The sequence below is a fragment of the Streptococcus sp. NCTC 11567 genome, from assembly GCF_902141215.1.
In the GTDB taxonomy this organism is placed as follows: Bacteria; Bacillota; Bacilli; order Lactobacillales; family Streptococcaceae; genus Streptococcus; species Streptococcus dysgalactiae.
This window is the reverse complement of sequence record NZ_LR595857.1, coordinates 1,271,517-1,296,816: the sequence shown is the minus strand read 5'-3', so window position 1 is coordinate 1,296,816 and position 25,300 is coordinate 1,271,517. Positions and strand designations below refer to the sequence as shown.

The 25,300-nt window shown below is 40.3% G+C and carries 21 protein-coding genes; 19 read left to right on the top strand and 2 right to left on the bottom strand.

Features of this window, described 5'->3' with window-relative positions:
- The first annotated feature begins 243 nt into the window (after nt 1-243).
- From FQT67_RS06525 to FQT67_RS06480, 10 genes are all read left to right on the top strand, one after another.
- Entirely contained in the window at nt 244-480 is a 237-nt protein-coding gene (locus FQT67_RS06525) for a DUF1146 family protein (RefSeq protein ID WP_277997757.1), read from the top strand.
- A 64-nt stretch (nt 481-544) separates the two neighbouring features.
- On the top strand, nt 545-1,816 hold the full coding sequence (gene murA / locus FQT67_RS06520) for a UDP-N-acetylglucosamine 1-carboxyvinyltransferase (protein WP_046177176.1): 1,272 nt from the start codon (nt 545-547) through the stop codon (nt 1,814-1,816).
- 3 nt (nt 1,817-1,819) lie between these two features.
- Nucleotides 1,820-2,008 carry a DNA-directed RNA polymerase subunit beta gene (locus tag FQT67_RS06515; protein ID WP_003057490.1) on the top strand — a complete coding sequence of 63 codons (189 nt, stop codon included), beginning with the start codon at nt 1,820-1,822 and terminating at the stop codon, nt 2,006-2,008.
- Nucleotides 2,009-2,043: 35 nt separating this feature from the next.
- The gene (locus tag FQT67_RS06510; protein ID WP_046159387.1) at nt 2,044-2,910 is read left to right on the top strand and encodes a DNA/RNA non-specific endonuclease; all 867 of its coding nucleotides are present in this window, start codon (nt 2,044-2,046) and stop codon (nt 2,908-2,910) included.
- Nucleotides 2,911-3,192: 282 nt separating this feature from the next.
- Nucleotides 3,193-4,236: a phenylalanine--tRNA ligase subunit alpha gene (pheS, locus tag FQT67_RS06505; protein ID WP_046177175.1), complete on the top strand. Its 1,044-nt coding sequence runs from the start codon at nt 3,193-3,195 to the stop codon at nt 4,234-4,236.
- A 209-nt stretch (nt 4,237-4,445) separates the two neighbouring features.
- Entirely contained in the window at nt 4,446-6,851 is a 2,406-nt protein-coding gene (gene pheT, locus FQT67_RS06500; protein WP_046177174.1) for a phenylalanine--tRNA ligase subunit beta, read from the top strand.
- 109 nt (nt 6,852-6,960) lie between these two features.
- Nucleotides 6,961-7,338: an OsmC family protein gene (locus tag FQT67_RS06495; protein ID WP_046177173.1), complete on the top strand. Its 378-nt coding sequence runs from the start codon at nt 6,961-6,963 to the stop codon at nt 7,336-7,338.
- Complete coding sequence (locus FQT67_RS06490; protein ID WP_046177172.1) at nt 7,331-7,717, top strand: DUF1722 domain-containing protein; 387 nt, start codon at nt 7,331-7,333, stop codon at nt 7,715-7,717. Before FQT67_RS06495 ends, FQT67_RS06490 begins: the two co-directional genes overlap by 8 nt.
- Before the next feature lie 72 nt (nt 7,718-7,789).
- Nucleotides 7,790-8,866 carry an ABC transporter permease gene (locus FQT67_RS06485; protein WP_046159385.1) on the top strand — a complete coding sequence of 359 codons (1,077 nt, stop codon included), beginning with the start codon at nt 7,790-7,792 and terminating at the stop codon, nt 8,864-8,866.
- A gap of 9 nt (nt 8,867-8,875) precedes the next feature.
- Complete coding sequence (locus FQT67_RS06480) at nt 8,876-9,544, top strand: ABC transporter ATP-binding protein (protein WP_046177171.1); 669 nt, start codon at nt 8,876-8,878, stop codon at nt 9,542-9,544.
- Between the two features lie 93 nt (nt 9,545-9,637).
- Here FQT67_RS06480 and FQT67_RS06475 read toward each other — a convergent pair whose 3' ends face one another.
- Nucleotides 9,638-10,564 (bottom strand): neutral zinc metallopeptidase, encoded by a 927-nt coding sequence (locus FQT67_RS06475; protein WP_022554458.1) that lies wholly within the window; start codon nt 10,562-10,564, stop codon nt 9,638-9,640.
- A 174-nt stretch (nt 10,565-10,738) separates the two neighbouring features.
- Between FQT67_RS06475 and rexB the strand changes: the two genes are divergently transcribed.
- From rexB to rpsU, 5 genes are all read left to right on the top strand, one after another.
- Nucleotides 10,739-13,963, top strand: a complete 3,225-nt coding sequence (gene rexB / locus FQT67_RS06470) for an ATP-dependent nuclease subunit B (protein WP_046177170.1) — start codon at nt 10,739-10,741, stop codon at nt 13,961-13,963.
- The gene (gene addA / locus FQT67_RS06465) at nt 13,963-17,592 is read left to right on the top strand and encodes a helicase-exonuclease AddAB subunit AddA (protein WP_281429784.1); all 3,630 of its coding nucleotides are present in this window, start codon (nt 13,963-13,965) and stop codon (nt 17,590-17,592) included. Before rexB ends, addA begins: the two co-directional genes overlap by 1 nt.
- Before the next feature lie 159 nt (nt 17,593-17,751).
- Nucleotides 17,752-18,867 (top strand): aminotransferase, encoded by a 1,116-nt coding sequence (locus FQT67_RS06460; protein WP_046177169.1) that lies wholly within the window; start codon nt 17,752-17,754, stop codon nt 18,865-18,867.
- 68 nt (nt 18,868-18,935) lie between these two features.
- Nucleotides 18,936-19,748 (top strand): transporter substrate-binding domain-containing protein, encoded by an 813-nt coding sequence (locus tag FQT67_RS06455; protein WP_143936389.1) that lies wholly within the window; start codon nt 18,936-18,938, stop codon nt 19,746-19,748.
- Nucleotides 19,749-19,837: 89 nt separating this feature from the next.
- Nucleotides 19,838-20,014 (top strand): 30S ribosomal protein S21, encoded by a 177-nt coding sequence (rpsU, locus tag FQT67_RS06450; RefSeq protein WP_000048058.1) that lies wholly within the window; start codon nt 19,838-19,840, stop codon nt 20,012-20,014.
- 131 nt (nt 20,015-20,145) lie between these two features.
- On the opposite strand, the gene mscL is transcribed toward rpsU, so the two are convergent.
- A complete protein-coding gene (gene mscL / locus FQT67_RS06445) occupies nt 20,146-20,520 on the bottom strand; it encodes a large conductance mechanosensitive channel protein MscL (protein WP_003059118.1) in 375 nt (124 codons plus the stop codon).
- Between the two features lie 127 nt (nt 20,521-20,647).
- On the opposite strand from mscL, the gene dnaG reads away from it, so the two are divergent.
- The 4 genes from dnaG (at nt 20,648) to rfbD (ending at nt 25,230) form a co-directional block, all read left to right on the top strand.
- Nucleotides 20,648-22,462 (top strand): DNA primase, encoded by a 1,815-nt coding sequence (dnaG, locus tag FQT67_RS06440; protein WP_046177167.1) that lies wholly within the window; start codon nt 20,648-20,650, stop codon nt 22,460-22,462.
- An 8-nt stretch (nt 22,463-22,470) separates the two neighbouring features.
- Nucleotides 22,471-23,580 (top strand): RNA polymerase sigma factor RpoD, encoded by a 1,110-nt coding sequence (gene rpoD / locus FQT67_RS06435; protein WP_003055151.1) that lies wholly within the window; start codon nt 22,471-22,473, stop codon nt 23,578-23,580.
- 324 nt (nt 23,581-23,904) lie between these two features.
- Nucleotides 23,905-24,243, top strand: a complete 339-nt coding sequence (locus FQT67_RS06430) for a metal-sulfur cluster assembly factor (RefSeq protein WP_003055153.1) — start codon at nt 23,905-23,907, stop codon at nt 24,241-24,243.
- Between the two features lie 132 nt (nt 24,244-24,375).
- Nucleotides 24,376-25,230 carry a dTDP-4-dehydrorhamnose reductase gene (gene rfbD, locus FQT67_RS06425; RefSeq protein WP_003055147.1) on the top strand — a complete coding sequence of 285 codons (855 nt, stop codon included), beginning with the start codon at nt 24,376-24,378 and terminating at the stop codon, nt 25,228-25,230.
- The last annotated feature ends 70 nt before the right edge of the window (nt 25,231-25,300 follow it).

The window sequence follows — 25,300 nt, the reverse complement described above, 5'->3', positions numbered from 1 at the left end:
TATTCTTTTCTCGCGGCAAATCATTATGGCCAAAGAAATGTGTAAGAGAACTCTTTTTTTATTGGGATTGTAAGGGGTTAGAAACCATCTCATCATAGGGGTACTGCTTATTAGATCACTGTTTAGAGGTGACATCCAGAAAAAGAGCCATAATTAACAAGAGACTCTATTATGCTTTGAGCTTTTATGTATGGACGTTCTTGCTTAGTTGGACGGATCAAAATGGTATGTTATAATAGGTTTATGGAATCACTAATGAAAATTATTACCTTTTTATGCCATTTATTTTTTATTGGCCTCAGTTATCAACTACTGATTAGCGTGATTGACTGGACAAAGTTTAGTCATCACCACCCAGAAAATCTTGGCAAACTGCGTCTTTTTGTATTTCTAGTGGCTATTGCCCTAGGGTATTTGGTGAGCCATTTTATGTTAGAATTAATTCAGATTAGCCAAACTCTCTTTTTTGAGTTCCGCTAGGATGTCAGCAAAAGATATATGGTATAATATGACAACAACTATGAGATAGATATGGGAGAAGATTGTGGATAAAATAATCATTGAAGGTGGCCAGACACGGTTAGAAGGAGAAGTAGTTATTGAGGGAGCTAAAAATGCAGTTCTTCCTCTGTTAGCAGCAACTATCTTACCTTCAGAAGGGAAAACAATTCTCAGAAATGTTCCTATTCTTTCTGATGTTTTTACTATGAATCATGTGGTGCGTGGTTTAGATATTGCCGTTGATTTTAATGAGGCAGCTAACGAAATCACAGTTGATGCTTCAGGAAACATTTTAGATGAAGCCCCTTACGAGTACGTGAGTCAAATGCGTGCCTCTATTGTTGTTTTAGGACCTATTTTGGCGCGTAATGGCCATGCCAAAGTGTCTATGCCAGGTGGTTGTACAATTGGTAGTAGGCCAATCGATTTGCACTTAAAAGGCCTAGAAGCCATGGGGGCAAAGATTACTCAAAAAGGTGGAGATATTACCGCTCAAGCAAAACGCCTAAAAGGGGCAACTATCTACATGGATTTCCCATCTGTTGGTGCTACTCAAAACTTAATGATGGCTGCTAGTTTGGCTGAAGGCGTGACGGTGATTGAAAACGCAGCTCGCGAGCCAGAAATTGTGGATTTGGCTCAGTTTTTAAATAAAATGGGAGCTAAGGTTCGTGGTGCTGGTACAGAGACACTGACAATCACGGGCGTCACAAGTCTTCATGGGGTGGAGCACGATGTGGTTCAAGACCGTATTGAAGCAGGTACTTTTATGGTTGCAGCAGCTATGACATCAGGAAATGTCTTGGTCAAAGATGCCGTTTGGGAACATAATCGTCCTCTCATTTCGAAGTTAATAGAGATGGGGGTTTCGGTTACAGAAGAAGAAAAAGGTATTCGTGTGCAAGCTGATACGAGCAAACTTAAACCTGTATCAGTTAAAACCTTACCTCATCCAGGCTTTCCAACAGATATGCAAGCACAATTTACGGCTCTTATGGCTGTGGTCAAAGGTGAATCCACTATGGTTGAGGCAGTCTTTGAGAATCGTTTTCAGCACTTAGAAGAAATGCGACGCATGGGCTTACAATCTGAAATTCTAAGGGATACTGCCATGATTCATGGGGGTCATGAATTACAAGGAGCACCGGTCATGTCAACAGATTTACGAGCTAGTGCTGCTCTTATTTTGACAGGAATGGTTGCCCAAGGCACAACAACTGTTACCAAGCTGACCCACTTGGACCGTGGTTATTATCAATTTCATGAGAAATTGGCTAAACTGGGGGCTTCAATCCGCCGTATAAGCGAGGATTAGTTTATGACAAGTGGTTGGAGATATGTTATAAGACAATTATTGCTCATCTTAGGAATTGCTTTGTTAGCTTGCTTATTTTTAGCTTTTGGTCTAATGGTAGGTTACAGCTTTATGGGCGATGGGGGAAATCCTTGGTCTATCTTATCTTTAGATAAGTGGGCAGAGTTAGTGAATAAATTTACTGGAAAGTAGGCCTTGCCTACTTTTTATAGCATTTGAGAGGAAGTATGTTAACAAGGAAAAAACGAAAAAGGGTGCTTAATTCCTTCTTATTGATTTTGTTAGTGTTGGGGTCTAGTTACCTTGCTAAGAGTGATTTCATAGCTAGCAATCATCCTATTAAGCAAATTTATCGTACCGTTTTGGGAGATAAGGGTGAATCATCATCAGAATCAAAAGAAGTCTATAGTGAGGTTCCCACAGAAGCCCTATCCGCTTCTGTCTTGACCAAATCCATTAAGGAACAATTAGGTTCCAATATTGAATGGAATGGAGCAGGCGCCTATATTATCAACAGGAACAAAACAGATTTAAACGCAAGTGTAGCCAGTCTGCCCTATGCCAATAATGAAACCAAATGGGTCCAAGGACAAAAGGTTCCTACTAGAGCTAATGCCTTACTTACTAAGTCGACACGACAGTATCGAAATCGCTATCAAACGGACAATGCTTATCGTACCTTCAAGCCTGCTGGTTGGCACCAATTACATCACTTAAAAGGAAATTATGACCACGCAGTTGATAGAGGACATTTGCTAGGTTATGCTTTAGTCGGTGGACTGAAAGGTTTTGATGCATCTACCAGTAATCCTGATAACATTGCTACTCAACTAAGTTGGGCCAATCAAGCAGATAAACCCTATTCGACAGGTCAAAATTACTATGAAGGATTAGTACGTCGTGCATTGGATAAGGGCAAAAGGGTCCGTTATCGTGTTACCTTGCTTTATGATGGTGATAATCTGTTAGCCAGTGGCAGCCAGTTAGAGGCCAAATCTGCCGATGGGAGTTTAGCATTTAACGTGTTTGTTCCAAATGTTCAAGCAGGGTTGACGGTTGATTATCGAACAGGACAGATTGCCATCAATCCCTAGGCTAAAAATCCATGATTTAGGATTGTCACTAAGCACTTTTTTTGATAGAATAGAACTAATTGAATAAGTGTCTATGAGACTAGTACTAATAGGGAAATTGACAGGGAGTGAGGGTCGTGACTGGAAGCCTTCTGAAGGGAACTATTAGGAATTCACTCAGCTAGAGACAATTAATTAAGGTCTGATAACATCAGATAAAAACGGATGGTACCGCGTGTCAACGCTCCGCTTATGAAGTGGAGTAGTGGCACGCTTTTTTCATCGCTAAAAGAAGGGAAAACTATGGATTTACAAGCACAATTAGAGGAATTAAAAACAAAAACATTGGAGACTCTCCAATCTTTGACGGGGAATCATACCAAAGAACTGCAAGATTTGCGCGTGGCTGTTCTTGGGAAAAAGGGATCTTTGACAGAATTACTAAAGGGGCTAAAAGACTTGTCTAATGACTTGCGTCCTGTGGTTGGTAAACAGGTGAACGAAGTTCGTGACTTATTGACAAAAGCCTTTGAAGAACAGGCTAAAATTGTAGAAGCTGCTAAAATTCAAGCCCAGCTTGATGCTGAAAGCATTGATGTGACTTTACCGGGTCGTCAAATGACTCTGGGGCATCGTCATGTGTTGACACAAACCAGTGAAGAAATCGAAGATATTTTCTTAGGAATGGGTTTTCAGATTGTTGATGGCTTTGAGGTAGAAAAAGATTATTACAACTTTGAGCGCATGAATTTGCCAAAGGATCACCCTGCCCGTGACATGCAAGATACGTTTTATATCACAGAAGAAATCTTGTTACGAACTCACACCAGTCCTGTGCAGGCCCGTACTCTTGATCAACATGATTTTTCAAAAGGGCCTTTAAAAATGGTTTCTCCAGGTCGTGTTTTCCGTCGTGATACTGATGACGCTACCCACTCACATCAATTCCATCAAATTGAAGGTTTGGTTGTAGGCAAAAATATTTCCATGGGAGACCTCAAAGGAACTCTCGAAATGATTATCAAGAAAATGTTTGGTGACGAACGTAGCATTCGTTTGCGCCCTTCATACTTCCCATTTACAGAACCATCTGTTGAAGTGGATGTGTCTTGTTTCAAATGTGGTGGGAAAGGTTGCAATGTCTGCAAGAAAACAGGTTGGATTGAAATCCTTGGTGCTGGTATGGTTCACCCAAGTGTCTTGGAAATGTCAGGTGTTGATGCACAAGAATATTCAGGCTTTGCCTTTGGTTTAGGTCAAGAGCGAATTGCCATGTTACGTTATGGCATTAATGACATTCGTGGTTTCTATCAAGGTGACCAACGTTTCTCTGAACAATTTAACTAAAACGAGTCGTTTGAAGACCTTTGTCAGCTATTTTATCTAAGATTGAGTGAAAGTTGATTGGTAATGATAATAGGTTAATTGTTTAAGGGGAAAGTCCCTCTCGTTTCAATGTCATAAGGGTTTTGACTTGGAACTTAAAATACGAAAGGAAATGACTCAAATCAAGGCTTGAGAGCTTTCTCTAGCCGAGTGATTTGGGCACTAAAATTATGTTAGTATCTTATAAATGGTTAAAAGAATTAGTAGATATCGATGTGACGCCAGCAGCACTTGCTGAGAAAATGTCGACAACGGGTATCGAGGTAGAAGGAATTGAAGTCCCTGCAGAAGGTTTATCAAAACTGGTTGTGGGGCATGTGCTTTCTTGCGAAGATGTGCCAGAGACACATTTGCATTTGTGTCAGGTAGATACAGGTGATGAAACGCCACGTCAAATTGTGTGTGGCGCACCAAACGTGAAAGCAGGGATTAAGGTTATCGTGGCTGTGCCAGGCGCTCGTATTGCGGATAACTATAAAATCAAAAAAGGCAAAATCCGAGGCATGGAATCTCTTGGCATGATTTGTTCCTTGCAAGAACTCGGTTTGTCAGATAGTATCATTCCAAAAGAATTTTCAGACGGTATTCAAATCTTGCCAGAAGAGGCTGTGCCAGGTGATGCTATTTTTAAATACCTGGACTTGGACGATCATATCATTGAATTGTCCATTACACCTAACCGTGCTGATGCGCTTTCTATGCGAGGTGTGGCACATGAAGTCGCAGCTATTTATGGCAAGTCAGTATCATTCCCCCAAAAAAATCTACAAGAATCTGATAAGGCAACTTCAGAAGCCATTGAAGTGGCCATTACCTCTGATAAAGTTCTAACTTACGCTAGCCGTGTCGTTGAAAATGTCAAAGTTAAGCCAAGTCCACAATGGTTGCAAAACCTTTTAATGAATGCTGGTATTCGTCCTATTAATAATGTGGTTGATGTGACCAACTATGTGCTCTTGTATTTTGGTCAACCTATGCATGCTTTTGATTATGATAAATTTGAAGACCATAAGATTGTGGCGCGTGCGGCTCGTCAAGGGGAAAGTTTAGTCACACTTGATGGTGAAAAACGGGAATTGACCACTGAGGATCTTGTTATTACCGTGGCTGACAAACCAGTTGCTTTAGCAGGTGTTATGGGTGGTCAAGCCACTGAAATTGATGCCAACTCTCAGACGGTTGTTCTTGAAGCCGCTGTTTTCGATGGCAAATCAATTCGTAAAACGAGTGGTCGTTTAAACCTTCGTTCGGAATCATCTTCACGCTTTGAAAAAGGGGTTAACTATGCAACTGTTTTAGAAGCGCTTGACTTTGCAGCGGCTATGTTACAAGAATTAGCAGAAGGTCAAGTCTTATCAGGCCATGTTCAAGCTGGACAATTGCCAACAGAACCTGTTGAAGTCTCAACTAGCCTTGACTATGTGAATGTTCGTTTAGGAACAGAATTAACTTTTGCTGATATTCAAAGGATTTTTGACCAACTTGAATTTGGTCTAACAGGAGATGAAACAAGCTTCACGGTAGCTGTTCCTCGGCGTCGTTGGGATGTTAGCATCCCAGCTGACTTGGTGGAAGAAATTGCGCGTATCTATGGTTATGATAAGTTGCCGACAACCTTACCAGAGGCAGGGGGAACGGCTGCAGAATTAACGCCAACACAGGCTCTTCGTCGTAAAGTCCGTGGCTTAGCGGAAGGATTGGGCTTGACTGAAATCATTTCGTATGCCTTGACAACACCAGAGAAAGCTGTTGAGTTTGCAGTGGCACCAAGTCACCTAACAGAACTCATGTGGCCAATGTCTGTGGAACGTTCAGCGCTTCGTCAAAATATGGTTTCAGGGATGTTAGATACGGTAGCTTATAATGTGGCTCGTAAACAAAGTAACTTGGCTCTTTATGAAATTGGAAAAATCTTTGAACAAGAAGCTAATCCAAAAGAAGATCTTCCTAATGAAGTGAACCATTTTGCTTTTGCTATTTTTGGCTTAGTGGCACAAAAAGATTTCCAAACCCAAGCTCAGGCAGTGGATTTTTACCATGCTAAAGGTATCTTGGATACTTTATTTGCAAACCTTAACCTCAAGGTTCAATATGTGCCAACCAAAGACCTAGCAAACATGCACCCAGGACGGACAGCGCTTATCCTATTAGATGAGCAAGTGATTGGATTTGTTGGTCAAGTTCATCCAGGAACAGCAAAGGCTTATAGTATTCCAGAAACCTATGTGGCAGAATTGGATATGGCTGCTTTAGAAGCAGCGTTGCCAAGTGATCAAACTTTTGCGGAAATCACAAAATTCCCTGCTATGACACGTGATGTTGCCTTGTTACTTGACCGTGAGGTGAGTCATCAGGCCATTGTAACAGCTATTGAATCAGCAGGTGTAAAACGCTTGACTAGCATTAAACTCTTTGACGTCTATGAAGGAGCAACCATTCAGGCTGGCAAAAAATCAATGGCTTATAGCCTTACTTTCCAAAATCCAAATGACAATTTAACGGATGAAGAAGTTGCTAAATACATGGAGAAAATCACCAAAGCATTGACAGAACAAGTCGGTGCTGAAGTACGCTAAGAAAAAAACTGGGCCTCTAAGGCTCCGTTTTTTTCTGTTATAATAGAGGAAAAAAGAACTCCAGTTCAAATGATTGGAGAAAAACATCAGAAGGTGGAGGAAAATCAGAATGTATCAAACAAAAATAACAGGCAACCGCCTTTACCACACGGTTTCGAAAGGCTACGGAGATAGTGTAACCTTATTTGGAAAAACTGATCAAGGGGAAACCCCTATGAGTTTACTGGTTATTGCCTTGTCTTCTTGTGTGACTATGTGTGTGCAGGGTTTTTACCATCGTCAATTTCAGCAAGACACACTTGCTGTTTCTGTTGAGGCTAGTTATGAGGAAGAAGTTTTTGAACTACTTGTTAGGATTGATGATGTTTTAGATGACAAAAAGAAAGCTGATTTATTGGCTTACATTGGAACTTATTGTCGTGTGAAACAACTCCTCAAACCTGAAGCTACGGTGACCATTACGTTGGAAGGACTGTCTCATGTCTGATGCTAGTTTGAAAACTTACCAAAAACAATGGGCTTATCAAAAGTATTGGGTCATGGCACACTCACAGCAGCATTATAATGCTTTAAGAGGTTTGTTTAAAGGAAATCAGTGGTCAGAAGAAAAGGTGTTGACTTTTCATTGTTTGATTGAAGAAGCGCAAGCCATTCCTCCTACAGTAAAAACCTTACGAACGGCATATCAGCATGTTTGGGGGTATTTTAAAAAGGTAGCTAGTCAGGAAGAAAAAAACCACTTCAAAGATTTGGATGCTCAGTTGGAAACTAAATCTGAGGAGATGCTATGCTTTTTACAAGAGATGACGGCTCATTATCAGCCCTCTTATCTGCTATCTTGCCGTTTGATTACCAAAGGTCCTTAAATGCTAAACAGATAAGTAGGGACTTCTGGGAAGTTATGCTAAGCTAGTGATATATATAAGGGGGAATGAGAGATGTTTTTAGCGCTTAATGAAATGAAACAATCCAAATTGCGGTATGGTTTGATTGCTGGTTTGCTATGTTTGGTTGCCTATTTGATGTTCTTTTTGTCAGGATTGGCCTTTGGTTTGATGCAGGAGAACCGCTCGGCGGTTGATCTTTGGAAAGCTGACAGTGTTTTACTAGCCAAGGATGCTGACGCTACCTTGACCTTATCACAGGTGTCCAGAGCTCAAGAAAATCAAATAACAGCAGACAAGGTAGCTCCTCTTGCTCAACTCAATACCGTGGCGTGGTCAGTTAAAAATCCTAAGGATGCCGACAAAGTTAAGGTTAGCCTTTTCGGGATTGATTCTACTAGCTTTATTCGTCCTAACATTGTAAAAGGTCGATTATTTAAGACTAACAAAGAGGTTGTTTTGGATCAAAGCCTTGCAAAAGAGGAAGCTTTTGCGATTGGCAAGGACTTTTACACATCGAGTTCTAGTCAAGCATTAACTATCGTTGGCTATACTCAAAATGCTAAATTTAGTGTGGCCCCTGTTGCTTACCTGTCGCTCGATGCCTTTCAAACCTTAAAAAATGGTAAGGGGGAGACTAAGAATAAGCAACTGGTTAATGCGTTTATTGTGAGGGGAAACCTAGAAGACTACCCTAATCAAGAGTTGACAAAGTTGCCTATCAAAACTTTTATTACTAAATTGCCTGGTTACAAGGCACAGCTTTTGACCTTTGGTTTTATGATTGGGTTTCTCATTGTGATTTCAGCCATCATCATTGGTATTTTTATGTATGTGTTAACTATTCAAAAGGCTCCTATTTTCGGTATCATGAAGGCTCAAGGTATCGGGAATATAACGATTGCACAAGCAGTTCTGTTGCAAACCTTCTTGTTAAGTGCTTTAGGAAGCGGTTTAGGATTATTGGGAACTTGGTTGACGTCTTTAGTGCTCCCTGAGGCAGTTCCCTTCCAAAGTAATTGGCTAGTTTACTTAGCGATATTAGTCAGTATGGTTTGTTTTGCTTTGTTAGGAACCTTATTTTCTGTTTTTAGCATTGTACGAATTGATCCTTTGAAAGCAATTGGATAGGAGGTAGTGATGTCGGTTTTAACATTTAAACAAGTGACCAAAACATTTCAAGATGGTCATCACGAAATCAACGCATTAAAGGCAACTGACTTTTCCATTGAAGCTGGAGAATTTGTGGCTATTATTGGACTATCAGGTTCTGGAAAATCAACCTTTTTGACCATTGCTGGTGGCTTACAGACCCCAAGTTCTGGTCAGCTAATCATTGATGGCACTGATTATACGCATTTATCAGAAAAAGAGCGCTCACGCTTGCGCTTCAAATCCGTTGGTTTTATCTTACAAGCTTCCAATCTGATACCTTTTTTAACAGTCCAGCAGCAGTTGGAATTGGTCGATCATTTGACAGGAAGCAAAGAAAAAGCCAAAGCCAATCAGTTATTTGACGATTTAGGCATTGCAGGGCTAAAACATCAGTTACCTCAAGAATTGTCCGGCGGAGAAAGGCAAAGAGCGGCGATTGCCCGTGCTCTTTACCATGATCCAGCACTGATATTGGCAGACGAACCTACTGCAAGTTTGGATACTGAAAAAGCCTATGAAGTGGTCAAACTGTTGGCTAAGGAAAGTAAAGAAAAAAACAAGGCCATTATTATGGTCACTCATGATGATCGGATGCTGGCATCTTGTGACAAGGTTTATCACATGGAAGATGGTGTATTGCGTCGAGAAAAATAGGCCGAGTTGTTATTGCTGTTTGAAAGAAAAATAAAAACCAAACAAGTGCTACACTTGTTTGGTTTTTATTTGCGTAATGTTGATTTTTCTTAGTTAAAGTTTATTGTAAGGGACGCTGAAGGTGTCGCCATGCTCAAAGTCACCATATTGGTAACCTCGGTCAAACCAACGCTGTCGTTGTTGCGAAGTTCCGTGGGTAAAACTATCTGGAACGGCTCTGCCATAAGCTTCTTCTTGCAGAGTATCATCCCCAACTGCGTGAGCTGCTGCCATTGCCTCCTCAATATCTCCTTTTTCTAAAAGGCCTTGCCCTTGAACATAATTAGCCCAAGCACCAGCATAGTAGTCAGCCTGAAGCTCTAACTTAACATTGAGTTGATTGGCTTCTGCCTTTGAGCGTCCTTGTCTAGCACTAGCGTAGTCTTCCATGGTGCCAATTTCATTTTGGATATGATGGCCAACTTCATGAGCAATCACATAGGCCATGGCAAAGTCACCTTTGGCGCCGTATTTAGTAGACAACTCATCGTAAAACGAAATGTCTAAATAAACTTTTTGGTCGCCTGGACAATAGAAAGGACCAGCAGAGGCTTGACCTGTCCCACAAGCTGTCTGTGTGGCACCAGAATATAAGACTAAGGTTGGTTTGTTGTAAGTTAACCCCTTATCTTTAAACTGTTTGGTCCAATAGTCTTCGGTAGAGGCGAAGACCTTACTGACAAAAGAAACCTGCTCTTGACTAGCCTTATCACCATTTGTACGTGTTACTTGGCTTGATTGGTAGGCATTGTTATTGGAGGAAGAAGGATTGCCTCCTAAAACACCAGATAGGCCACCCCCTCCCATGACTAGGAGAAGGAGTAGAATAACCAGTTTGGTTTTCCAACCTCCTCGTGAAAAGAGTAATTGAAGTAGAAGACCGCCCCCGCCGCCACCTAGGCCGCCGCCTCCAAAAGAACCAGACGATTGACCACGCCTATCTTCAACCTGTTGACTTTCTCTCAAATCATCCGTTTTCATAAGATTTCCCTCGTTTCTTTCTTGTTACTATTATAAAATAATTCGGTCAGAAATGCTTGTTTTAGTGCTTGAAAACGCTATTTTGAGATGATTTTTAGTTAGTCCAAAATAGGAAAAGCTATAGGGATTTGCTATAATATAACAAAACAGATTTGGTCACCATAAAGGAGCTCTATGAAACTAATTTATACAGAAATGACCTATTCAATGACAGACATTTTGGTGGCTGAAGCAAGGCAGGCTGCCTCTCGAGGTTACCGTGTCTTTTACCTTGCTCCAAACTCTCTCTCGTTTGAAAAGGAAAGAGAAGTATTGAACTTGCTACCAGAACGAGGGTCTTTCTCCATTACCGTGACGCGTTTTGCTCAGATGGCAAGGTATTTTACATTCTCTAACTCTGAGTCAAAACAAGCCTTAGACGAGACAGCCTTAGCCATGATTTTTTACCGCGTCTTAATGCAGTTAACCCCTGAAGATCTTCCTGTTTATGGTCGCTTGAAAGACGATCCGGCTTTTATTAAGCAGCTAATTGATCTCTATCAAGAATTAAAAACGGCTAACCTTAGTGTCTATGAGTTAACCGAGTTAGATACTCCCGGTAAACAAGAAGACCTAATAAGGATTATCTCCCTTGCCGAAGAACTCATGACTCAGCAAGATTACCATCAAGACAGTGCGTTGATGTCCTTTGCTAAAACCATTGAAACAGGTCAATTGGACGAACAACTATCAAAAACAGTGCTAGTTATTGATGGGTTTTCTCGTTTTTCTGCTGAAGAAGATTACCTATTATCTCTTCTTAACAACAAGTGTCAAGAGATTGTGATAGGAAGTTATATTAGTCAGAAAGCCTACCAAAAACCGTTTATTAAAGGAAATATTTATGAGGCCAGTATCCAATTTTTGCAAGGGCTTGCTGAACAGTACAAGACAAAACCGATTTATTCTCAATCGGAAAAGGTTTTCGCGCCGTCTTTTTCAAGAGTGACTCAGTTATTTGAAGCTAGCCATGATTTTTCTCAAGTAGATTGGCAATTGGAAGAAAAAGATAAAGAAGACATTTACCTCTGGCAAAGTCATCAGCAAAAAGAAGAGATAGAGCATGTTGCTAAGGCTATTCGAGAAAAATTGTATGAAGGTTATCGCTATAAGGACATGTTGGTCTTGCTAGGAGATGTGGACGCCTACCAGTTGCAAATTGGTCCCATTTTTGACAAATTTGAGATTCCTTACTATTTAGGGAAGGCAGAACCCATGACCGCTCATCCCTTAGTGCAATTTATAGAATCTTTAGAGCGGAGCCAGCGCTATAATTGGCGTCGTGAAGATATTTTAAACCTGCTCAAATCAGGACTTTTTGGAAGGTTTGCCGATAGTGACGTTGACCGCTTTGAAGAATACCTCCAATTTGCAGACATTAAAGGATTTACTAAATTTTCAAGGCCTTTTACGATTAATTCCTCTCGTCATTACCCATTAGAGTTGTTAAACGAGGTAAGAGAAGCTGTTTTTTCTCCGTTGCAAGCCTTATTTAAGAGTCAAAAACAATTGGGAACGTCATTGCTAGATAAATTGATGACCTTTTTTAAAGACGTTCAGTTAGCAGAAAATATGAAAAGCCTGGGCCAAAATGAACTAGAAATCGAGAAAAATGAGGAAGTTTGGAAAACATTTACCGGTGTGTTAACCTCTTTTTACCAGATTTTTGGTCAGGAAAAATTGAAACTGGCGGACTGTCTTTCCTTAATCAAAATGGGAATGCAGTCAGCCCACTATCGTATTGTTCCAGCTACTTTAGATGTTGTTTCTATCAAATCCTATGATTTGGTGCAACCTCACTCAAAACCTTTTGTTTATGCTATTGGTCTTACGCAATCCCATTTTCCAAAGCAAGTCAAAGAGACAGGGCTACTTTCTGATCAAGAACGGGCAAGAATTAACGAAATCACTGATAGCTTCCAGCATTTTGACATTGGCAGTATCGAAAATAGCAAGAAAAATCATCAGACAGCTCTTTCGCTTTTGAATGCAGCCACTCAAGAATTGGTCCTGAGTGTCCCAGCAGTAGTGAACGAATTTTCAGATGACTTGTCTCCTTACCTCAAGGAATTGATGTCCTTTGGTCTTCCACTGATTGATAAAGGAAGCAATCGCTTTTCTTATGCTGCTAGTGATATTGGCAACTATAAGGCCCTTTTGTCACGTTTAGTTGACCTTAATCGAGAAGCTATAGTAGCTGACATGACCGAACAGGACAAGACTTTTTGGACGGTTGCCCTTCGCTATCTCCGACGACAATTAAGACATCATCAAGTCACACTTCCTATGCTAGATGACCATTTGGTGACGAAACCTCTAGCCTCCGAAGTTATTGAGGCACGTTTTCCAAGCGATAGACCGCTTAGACTATCATCGACTGCTCTGACTGTTTTTTATAATAACCAGTACAAGTATTTTTTGCAGTATGTCCTAGGGCTACAAGAAGCCGAATCCATTCATCCTGATGCCCGCATTCATGGGCAATATTTACATCGGGTATTTGAATTGGTGATGACGGATCACACAGCAGCTTCCTTTGACAGCAAATTGGCGCAAGCCATTCATCAAACTAACCAAGAAAAAGAGTTTCAATACATCTATCAAGACAGTGCTGAAGATCGTTTCAGTTTAGACTTGCTTGAAGATATTGCTAAGTCAACCGCTTCTATTTTGCGTCTTAATCAGAATATGACTGTCAGTCGACAAGAAGAACCTTTTGCCCTTCACGTGACAGATCAGGTAGTAGTCCATGGGATAATTGACCGGATTGACCAGTTAAGTGATGGGAGTCTAGGGATTGTTGATTATAAATCCAGTGCGAATCAGTTTGATATCGGGAAATTTTACAATGGGTTAAGCCCACAACTTGTTACTTATCTGGCTGCTTTGCAGCAACAACTTGGACCAGATGATTTAGGGCACTTATTTGGTGCCATGTACTTGCATTTGCAAGAGCCTAAGTTGGACTTAGCATCTTTCAAAGCACTTGATGATAAACTAGTTGAAAGTATTTATAAAGAATTGACCTATAAAGGAATCTTTTTAGAGTCTGAAAAAGAATATTTAGCAAATGGTGCTTACCAGACGCGAAATGCACTTTATTCCACTGAAGAGTTACAAACCCTCTTGACTTATAATGCTCTTCTTTACAAGAAAGCAGCAGAGCAGATTAAGAAAGGGCATTTTGTCATTAACCCTTATACAAGTGATGGGAAGTCTGTTCAAGGAGAACAACTCAAGGCTATTACACGTTTTGAGGCTGATCTTGATTTGGGCCAAGCAAGGCATCTTGTAACGCTCCCTGCCAAAGATAAGCGCCAGCAGTTTTTAACGTTAATGAAAAAGGAGGATAACCTGTGATATCATTTGACCCTTTTTTAAGTCCAAGTGCCATTGCGCAATTACAAGAAAAAGAAACTCAAAGTAGTCAAGCGCAAAAAAGAACCCCAGAACAAATCGAAGCTATTTATACCAGTGGGCAAAATATCTTGGTGTCAGCCTCAGCTGGATCTGGAAAAACCTTTGTTATGGTGGAACGGATTCTTGATAAAATCCTAAGGGGTGTTTCAGTAGATAGACTTTTTATTTCAACCTTTACGGTCAAAGCCGCTACGGAGTTACGTGAACGTATTGAAAAGAAACTGTATGCGGAAATTGCGAAAACCAGTGATTCGTTGCTAAAAGCTTATCTAACAGACCAATTACAAGCTTTGTCACAAGCTGATATTGGGACGATGGATGCTTTTGCTCAAAAAGTCCTCATCCGTTACGGGTACAGCATTGGTATTTCCCCTCAATTTCGTATTATGCAAGATAAGGCGGAGCAAGACATTCTAAAGCGAGATGTTTTTAGCAAATTATTTGAAGAATTTATGACTCAAGATGATTCATCCTTATTCAAGGCATTGGTCAAAAATTTTTCCGGTAATCGTAAAGATGCTTCTTCGTTTAGAGAAGTCGTCTATAGTTGCTACGCCTTTAGTCAATCTACTGAAAATCCGAAACAGTGGTTAGAAGAAACCTTTCTAAAAGCTGCTCAAACCTATCAAGGGCTTGAAGATGTCCCTGAACAAGAGATTCAACTCTTGCTGTCAACCATGCAAGATACCGCAGATCAGTTAAGAGATGTGACTGACATGGAAGATTATGGTCAGCTGACAAAAGCTGGGAAACCAACAGCCAAATACGTCAAACATTTGGCCATGATCGAGAAGCTTTACGAATGGGCGCGTGACTTTCCTTACCTCTATGGGAGACAGGGGATAAGCCGCTTGGCAAAGGACCTGACAGCTCTTTTGCCGACTGGAAATGATGTGACAGTGGCTGGGATAAAATACCCTGTTTTCAAGAGTTTACACCAAAAGCTCATCCGATTTAGGCACTTAGAAACCATTTTAAGCTATCAGCCAGAAAGCCTTCCCTTATTAGAACTTTTGAAGATTGTTGTGCTTGCTTTTTCGAAGGCTTATCTGGATGCCAAAAAACAAGAAGGTGCTTTTGAATTTTCAGATATTGCCCATTTTGCCATACAGATTTTAGAAGAAAACCCTGATATTAGGCAGACATATCAAGACCAGTATCATGAAGTCATGGTTGATGAGTATCAGGATAATAATCATATGCAAGAACGGCTGTTGACTTTATTATCAAATGGACATAACCGTTTTATGGTTGGTGATATTAAACAATCCATTTACCGTTTTCGACAGGCAGATCCTCAGATTTTCAATCAAAAATTCAAGGACTATCAAACCTATCCTGAGCAAGGAAAACTCATTTTATTGAAAGAGAATTTCCGGAGTCAAACAGAAGTTTTAGAAGCTAGCAATGCTGTCTTTACTCATTTAATGGATGAATCCCTAGGAGATATTTTGTATGATGAGCAGCATCAGTTGGTGGCAGGTAGCGTTGGTCAAAAAATTGCTTCCCCAGAGCATCGTGCTAAGCTCCTGCTTTATAACACCGATCACGAAGATCAACTTGACATAGAAGATGCGGATGGCATTTCGCCTAGTGAAGTGACCATCGTTGCTAAAGAAATCATTAGGTTACACAATGAGCAACACGTACCTTTTGAGGATATAACCCTCTTAGTATCATCTAGAACAAGAAATGATGCCATTTTTCATACCTTTAACCAATACGGTATTCCGCTTGTGGCAGATGGTGGTCAGCAAAATTACCTTAAGTCAGTTGAAGTAATGGTGATGTTGGATACTTTACGTACTATTAATAATCCAAGAAATGATTATGCCTTGGTCGCCCTATTGCGTTCACCGATGTTTGCTTTTGATGAAGATGAACTGACTAGGCTAGCCCTCCAACAAGGAGACGACAAAGAAGCAGATTGCCTCTACGATAAACTGGAGAGAGCATGCCTTGGCACAGGAACACACCCTGAGTTGGTCCATCAAGACCTAAAACTAAAACTAAGCAGGTTTATAGAGACCTTAAAAAGCTGGCGCCGTTACGCTAAAATCAGGTCGCTCTATGATCTCATTTGGAAAATTTTCAACGACCGTTTCTATTTTGACTTTGTGGGTAGTCAAGCTAAAGCAGAACAGGCACAAGCTAATTTATATGCCTTAGCACTTCGAGCTAATCAGTTTGAACAATCAGGTTACAAAGGTCTCTCGCGTTTTATTGGCATGATTGACAAGGTGTTGGAAACACAAAATGATTTAGCCGATGTTGAGGTAGCTAGCTCTAAACAAGCGGTTAATCTGATGACTATTCACAAGTCCAAGGGATTGGAATTCAAGTATGTCTTTCTCCTCAACTGTGATAAGCGTTTTGCCATGACAGATGTCCATGCGCCATTTATTTTAAGCCGTCAACAGGGCATCGGTATTAAGTATCTAGCAGATGTCAAAGACGTTCTGGAAGAAAAAACGTTACCTTCAGTGAAAGTGAGTATGGAAACTCTCCCCTATCAACTCAATAAACAAGAGCTGCGTTTGGCGACTCTGTCTGAGCAAATGCGCTTACTCTATGTTGCTATGACACGGGCTGAAAAGCAAATCTATCTGATAGGCAAGGCAAGCAAGGAGAAAAGTCAAGAATTCACCGATGGCAAACGCTCGGGAAATCATTTGCCTTTAGCTCTGCGTGAGCGACTAATGTCCTTCCAAGATTGGCTTTTAGCGATAGCAGATACCTTCACCGCAGAAGATCTCCATTTTGATGTTCAGTTTATTGAAGAAAGTGAATTGAGTCCAGAAGCTATTGGTCATCTACAGAGTCAACAGCTCTTACAACCAGATGACCTCAAAGACAATCGTCAGTCAGCAGATATTACGAGAGCCATTGACATGCTTAATAAGGTATCTCAACTTAATGAACGCTATGAAGCTGCCATTCACCTACCAACAGTCCGAACGCCAAGCCAACTAAAAGCTGCTTATGAGCCCCTGTTGGATTCAGATGGCGTCGAGGTCATGGAAAAAAGTTATCGGACACTCAATGCATTTACCTTACCTGAATTTTCAAAGCAAGTTAAAGTTGAAGCTAGTCAGGTAGGGTCAGCTCTTCATCGACTCATGCAAGCCATCCCTTTAACGAAGCCAATCAGTTTGGCAACAATTGCCCAAGCGTTGGAAGAAATAGAAGCTGAAGCAGTGGTCAAAGCAGCCCTTGATTTACAAAAGGTAGAACAGTTCTTTACTGAAACGGCTTTAGGAAAAAGGTTTCAAACCTACTCGACTAACCTTTACCGAGAAGCTCCATTTGCCATCCTCAAGAAAGACCCTCTCAGCCAAGAAGATTATGTCATTCGTGGGATTATAGATGCCTTTCTCTTGTTTGAAGATCATATCGAATTGATAGACTACAAAACAGATAGGTATCGTCATCCGAGTGACTTAAAAACACGCTATCAACAACAACTGGAATTATATGCAGAAGCGCTTAGCCAGACCTATGGACTTCCTGTAACCAAAAAGTACTTGGTGCTGATGGGCGGATCAGAGTTGGCTATTGTGACGCTTTGAGGCTACCTCTTTCGTGTAGATAAGTTTAGAGAAAAAAGAGAGGTATCCTCTCTTTTTTGTGATTTATTCCAGTGACCAATGAATAGCTATGCATAAGTAATAGTAACAGAAGTGTATTTTTATGCTATAATGTAATAAAAATAAGACAGGAGGACAATGATGTATCTACCAGCTTTTGGTGTGGAGGAATGGCTCAACCAGTATGAAAAAGAGGCGACCTACGATATTGCAGGCTCCTCTATTGCCTCCTTAACTTTAGATGACTTATTCAGCGTAACAGGCACAGACTCTCAAAGATTTTTCCAGACCCTTGCTCAAAAGCCCATGGATTATGGCTGGATTGAAGGTTCACCTGATTTTAAACAAGCTGTTGCTAATCTTTATCAGACCTTAAGTCCCGATAATATTTTACAGACCAATGGAGCCACGGGAGCTAATTTTACCCTTCTTTATGCCCTTGTTGAAGCTGGCGACCATTTGATTGCCCACTACCCTAGCTACCAGCAGCTTTACGATATCCCTGAGTCACTAGGAGCAACAGTTGACTATTGGCAGACTAAAGAAGAGCTGAATTGGCTTCCTGATTTAGATCAATTAGAACAACTTATTCGTCCCAATACGAAGCTGATTACCATCAATAATGCTAACAATCCTACTGGGGCTTATATGGATAAGGAATACTTGGATCGCTTGATCGCTATTGCTGAAACTCATGATCTTTACATTTTAAGTGATGAAGTCTACCATTCTTTTGCTTCCGATGAACTATTAGCTATTGCAGACCTTTACCATAAAGGGATTTCTGTCAATAGCATGTCCAAAACTTTTTCGCTTCCGGGGCTTCGTGTAGGTTGGCTAGCAGCATCTGAGGAAATAGTAGAACGGATTAGGTTATATAGGGATTATACGATGATTTGTGCTGGTGTCTTTGATGATATGGTAGCAACCTTGGCCATAACCCATGCTTCTAAATTATTGGAACGGAATCGAAGACTTGTCAATCAAAATTTAAGACTTCTTGATAACTGGATACAACAAGAAGATAAGGCTTCTTATATTAAACCGAAACACGTTTCGACAGCTTTTGTGAAACTAGATATTCAAGAGCCCATAGAAGCTTTTGCTCTTCGTTTTCTCAAAGACTATAGTACTCTCGTCGTTCCTGGTAATCGCTTTGGTCGCGAAAAGCATATACGGATTGGCTATTGTTGTCAATCTGACATTCTTAAAGCGGGATTAGCAGCACTATCAGAATGTTTAAAAATCACACCGTAAAGTATTGACCTTTGAATAATAATGCACTATAATAGACTATATTAATAATAAAAAGGAATAAATATACTATGAACCTAAAAAAAATACTATTTAGTCTTCTCGCTCCGCTCCTCATTTTTAGTTTGGCAGCTTGCGGAAAGGCTGAAAAAGTCAATCGCCAAGATAGTATCAAACAAGCCGGTAAACTTGTGGTTGCTGTTAGTCCTGATTACGCTCCTTTTGAATTTAAAGCCTTGGTTAATGGCAAAGATACAATTGTTGGAGCTGATATTCAATTAGCGCAAGCTATTGCTGATGAACTAGGCGTTAAGCTAGAGTTGTCTCCGATGAGTTTTGACAATGTCTTGTCTAGCTTGCAAACTGGTAAAGCAGATTTGGCTATCTCTGGCTTATCTTACACAAAAGAGAGAGCTAAAGTTTATGATTTTTCAACCCCTTATTATGAAACTGAAAATGCCATTTTAATGAGAGCTGCAGATGCGAAAGCAGCTAAAGACGTGACAAGTTTAGAGGGACAAAAAGTAGCAGCTCAAAAAGGTAGTATCGAGGAAGGTTTAGTTAAAAGTCAGTTACCTAAATCTAATCTTGTTGCTTTAACAGCTATGGGAGAGGCTATCAATGAGTTGAAAGCTGGTCAAGTTTACGCTGTGGATTTAGAAGGACCAGTAGCAGCTGGTTACTTGGCGCAACATAAAGATTTAGCTTGGGCTTCCTTTAGTTTAAAAACCACTGATGGTGATGCTAAAGCAGTAGCCCTTCCGAAAAATAGCGGAACCTTAACCAAAACTGTTAATAAAGTTATTGCAAAATTAGCTGAGGATGATCAGTACAAGGCCTTTATTCGAGAAGCAGCATCATTAACAGGAAAAGCTGTCGAATAAAATGTAAAATTGGATTGACTTTTTCCGAAAAATAATGTAATATAGCTTAGAACGTGAAAATGTTACAATATCTTGAGGAGGTGAAACACATGTCAAAAACAGTAGTACGTAAAAATGAATCTCTTGACGATGCTCTTCGTCGCTTCAAACGTTCTGTTACTAAAGCTGGTACTCTTCAAGAATCACGTAAACGTGAATTCTACGAAAAACCTTCTGTAAAACGTAAACGTAAATCAGAAGCAGCTCGCAAACGTAAAAAATTCTAACATGAGATAATAAAAGCAACCCTAGAGACCTAGGGTTGCTTTTATTATCTTGACAGCAACTGGTGTTGTAGCCAATTTGTCGTCAAAAAAACAGTTGGAATAGATATCCAACTGTTTTAAGGTGTAGTGGTTTATTTATTTGCTAACAAATCACGGATTTCAGTAAGCAATTCTTCTTGAGTAGGAGCTGCCACTTCAACATCCTCTTCCTCTTGTTTTTTAGGCATTGCTTTTTCAGCAGCTTTGACAACAAAGAAAAGGCTAGTACCAATGATAAGGAAGTTAATAACAGCGCCTAAGAAGCTACCATATTTAACACCGTTCCAAGTTAATTGAGTAATGTTTTCCACATTGGCAGCTTTCAAGGCTGGGTTTAAGATAAGTGGTGTGATGATATCGTTGACAAATGATGTCACGATTGCGCCAAAAGCACTACCAATGATAACAGCTACGGCAAGATCGATGACGTTTCCTCTAAACAAAAATGCTTTTAATTCTTTAATCATGAGAATTCCCCTTTTTTCTAATGTAACCTAATGATATCACAATTGACCTGCAAAATCCAATGGAACCACCTGTGTTTTTAAATTTACAAATGAGGTCTTCAATGGTATAATGAAATATAAAACTATAATGGGATTTTTATGGGGAGGTGATGACTTGGCAATTGACAAAGAAATGATTTCCCAAATAAAAAACAGTGTGAATATTGTCGATGTTATTGGGGAAGTCGTTAAGCTTTCTCGTGCTGGTCGACACTACCTCGGCCTATGTCCCTTTCATAAAGAAAAAACGCCCTCTTTTAATGTCATTGAAGACAGACAATTTTTCCATTGTTTTGGTTGTGGAAAATCAGGGGATGTTTTTAAATTTATCGAGGACTATCGTCAAGTTCCTTTTTTAGAAAGTGTTCAGATTATTGCTGAGAGAGCAGGGATAGCGTTAGAGATAACTCCCAGACAATCTGGGGTCTCTAGTCCTAACGCGAATCCCCATCAGGTTTTGATGTCTCTGCACGAAGACGCTGCAAAATTTTACCATGCTGTGTTGATGACAACCACCATCGGCCAAGAAGCAAGACAATATCTTTACCAACGTGGTTTAGATGACAACTTGATTGAACATTTTAATATCGGGTTGGCGCCTGATGAGTCGGACTACCTTTACCAAGCTCTTTCTAAAAAATACGACGAGAGCCAGCTAGCAGCCTCAGGATTATTTAACCTGTCTGAACAATCAAATACTATTTATGATGCCTTTCGTAATCGTATCATGTTCCCTTTGTCAGATGACAGAGGCAATATTATCGCCTTTTCAGGTCGAATTTGGACAAAGAATGACTTAGAAAAGAAACAGGCTAAGTATAAAAATTCAAGAGGAACCGTTTTATTTAATAAGTCTTATGAATTTTATCACCTTGACAAAGCCAAGCCTGTTATCGCCAAAACTCATGAAGTTTTTTTAATGGAAGGTTTCATGGATGTGATTGCTGCTTACCGTTCTGGTCATGAAAATGCAATTGCTTCTATGGGAACTGCTCTAACTCCTGAACATGTTACTCATCTTAAACAGATCACTAAAAAAGTGGTTTTGACTTATGATGGTGACGATGCTGGCCAAAATGCCATTGCTAAATCACTCGACTTACTCAAGGATTTCGTAGTGGAAATTGTCAGGATTCCCAACAAAATGGATCCTGATGAGTTTGTGCAACGGCATTCCCCTGAAGCGTTTGCAGATTTGCTGAAGCAGTCTCGTATCAGTAGCGTGGAGTTCTTCATTGATTACCTCAAGCCTGATAATATGGACAATTTGCAGTCTCAAATTGCTTATGTGGAGAGAATTGCTCTCTTAATTGCACAATCACCTTCAATTACAGCCCAAAATTCTTATATCAATAAGGTAGCCGATCTCTTACCAGACTTTGATTACTTCCAGGTGGAACAATCAGTCAACGCCTTGAGAGTACAGGATAGGAGAAGACGACAGGAAGCACCTGTTCAACCTGTTAGCCGGCTTGTTACCCTACCGGTAACCAAAAGTCTTACAGCTGTTGCCAAAGCAGAAGGACATCTTTTGCATAGGCTTTTACATCATGATTACCTGCTGACAGAGTTTCGTCATCGGAAGGATTTTTATTTTGATACACCTACCTTTCAGGTGCTCTATGAGCAGCTGAAAAAGCAGGGGCAGATCACTTCTTACGACCTGTCCGAAATGCCCGAAGAGGTCAACCAGGCTTACTACAGTATTTTGGAATCCAACCTTCCTGAAGAAGTGGCTCCAGGAGAAATTGATGATATTTTAGCCAAGCGCACCAAGCTTTTAGCAGAACGAGACCTTCATAAACAAGGTAAACAAGTGAGAGAGTCAAGCAATAAAGGCGATCATGAATTAGCCTTAGAAGTATTAGAAAATCTAATTGCTCAAAAACGAAAAATGGAATAGAGGAAAATATGACAAAAGAAAAAGAAATTTCAACTTTTAATGTTCAAGTTGCGGAGTTTATTCGTCATCATAAAAAAGAAGGAACAGCTATTGATGATGATGTAACCGAAAAGCTTGTCATTCCATTTGCCCTGGATGCTGATCAAATTGATGACCTCCTTGAGCGTTTGACGGATGGTGGGATTTCTATTACCGATAAAGAAGGCAACCCATCGTCTAAATACATTGTGGAAGAACCAAAACCAGAAGAGTTAACCGATGAAGAATTAATTGGTAGCAACTCTGCTAAAGTGAATGATCCTGTCCGCATGTACCTCAAAGAAATTGGTGTGGTACCACTTTTAACAAGTGAAGAAGAAAAAGTGTTGGCAGTAGCAGTTGCAGAAGGTGACCTAGAAGCTAAACAACGTCTAGCAGAAGCTAACCTACGTTTGGTAGTTTCTATTGCCAAGCGTTATGTTGGGCGTGGGATGCAATTCTTGGACTTGATTCAAGAAGGAAATATGGGGTTAATGAAAGCTGTTGATAAGTTTGACTATTCAAAAGGCTTTAAATTCTCAACCTATGCGACTTGGTGGATTCGTCAGGCTATTACTCGTGCTATTGCAGACCAAGCTCGTACGATTCGTATTCCAGTTCACATGGTGGAAACCATTAACAAATTGGTTCGTGAACAACGTAATCTGTTGCAAGAGTTAGGGCAAGACCCGACACCAGAACAAATTGCAGAGCGCATGGAAATGACTCCAGACAAGGTTCGTGAAATTCTAAAAATTGCTCAAGAACCTGTTTCTTTAGAAACACCAATTGGGGAAGAAGATGATAGTCACTTAGGTGATTTTATCGAAGACGAAGTCATTGAAAATCCTGTTGATTATACTACTCGCGTGGTTCTACGTGAACAGTTAGATGAGGTTTTGGATACCTTGACAGATCGTGAAGAAAATGTTCTTCGCCTACGCTTTGGACTTGACGATGGTAAAATGCGCACCCTTGAAGATGTGGGTAAAGTCTTTAACGTTACCCGTGAGCGTATCCGTCAAATTGAAGCTAAAGCGCTTCGCAAACTCCGCCATCCAAGCCGTAGCAAGCAATTAAGAGACTTTATAGAGGACTAAAATCGTCCAGTAGAGGATTTTAGGTCGTTGCCTTGAAATAGGAAGAGAACGAAAAATCAATGTTTTGCTTATCACTGGGACACCTAAACATTAGAAGGTGGACCGAACTTGGTGGGCATTTTAAACATAAGTTTGACATTACAACCGCGCCTGAAACTCACTGGATGATTTTATCGGTCTACCTTTACAAGAAGAGAGGACTCCGAACCCAGTGGGTATCTTTATCTATGGCATTAGGAAGAAATCCTTTGGGCAAATGTAGCTAAAGCCTTTAAAGGAGTTTTCTGTCTATGTGGAAAACATTCAACAAATGAAAGGGAAATCATGACTGAGACACCAAAATATACCGAAGAGCAAGTGGCAGCTATTAAAGATAGAATTCTTGAGGCTCTGGAAACGGTTATTGATCCAGAATTAGGCATTGATATTGTTAACTTAGGCTTGATTTACGAAATTCGTTTTGATGATAATGGGCATACAGAGATTGACATGACTCTTACGACGATGGGATGTCCACTAGCTGATTTACTGACAGATCATATTCACGATGCCATGCGAGATGTTCCAGAAGTAACCAAGACCGAAGTAAAGTTGGTCTGGTATCCTGCTTGGACAGTAGATAAAATGAGTCGTTATGCCAGAATTGCATTAGGTATTCGCTAATATCATCATCAAGGGATGAAATATTCCCTTTTTTGATGTAAAATAAAGACGTTAAAAGCAGTAATCATTCAATAATGATAAGGACACTTACTGAATAAAGTAAGGTGGTTTGCTTATGAAAAAGGAGAAACGATGATTTTAATTACGGGAAGCAATGGGCAACTAGGAACAGAACTTCGTTATTTATTAGATGAACGACATGTGGATTATGTAGCTGTAGACGTTGCAGAGATGGATATTACAGATGCTGATAAAGTAGAAGCGGTCTTTGCACAAGTGAAACCAACTCTGGTCTATCATTGTGCTGCTTACACAGCAGTTGATGCAGCCGAAGATGAAGGGAAGGCATTAAACGAAGCCATTAACGTGACAGGTTCAGAAAATATTGCTAAAGCTTGTGGTAAATATGGTGCCACACTTGTCTATATTTCGACGGATTATGTATTTGATGGCAATAAACCTGTAGGTCAAGAGTGGCTAGAAACGGACGTTCCAGATCCTCAGACAGAATATGGCCGCACAAAACGGTTGGGGGAATTAGCGGTAGAACAATATGCAGAGCACTTCTATATCATTCGTACGGCCTGGGTATTTGGAAATTATGGAAAAAACTTTGTCTTTACTATGCAGCAGCTCGCTGAAAAGCACCCACGTTTAACAGTTGTCAATGACCAGCATGGTCGCCCAACCTGGACAAGAACTTTGGCAGAATTCATGTGCTATTTAGCAGAAAATCAAAAAGCCTTTGGTTATTACCATTTATCAAACGATGCAAAGGAAGACACCACTTGGTATGATTTTGCTAAAGAAATCTTAAAAGACAAAGCAGTTGAGGTTGTGCCAGTTGATTCGTCTGCCTTTCCAGCCAAGGCTAAGCGACCTCTAAATTCAACAATGAATCTTGATAAAGCAAAAGCAACTGGTTTTGTGATTCCAACATGGCAAGAAGCTTTGAAGGAGTTCTACCAACAAGACCGTCACCAATAAGGCAGTTAAAGAGAGTTAGTCTAAGGAGACTGGCTCTTTTTCATTGGTTTAAGGTCGCATTGGGCCGCTA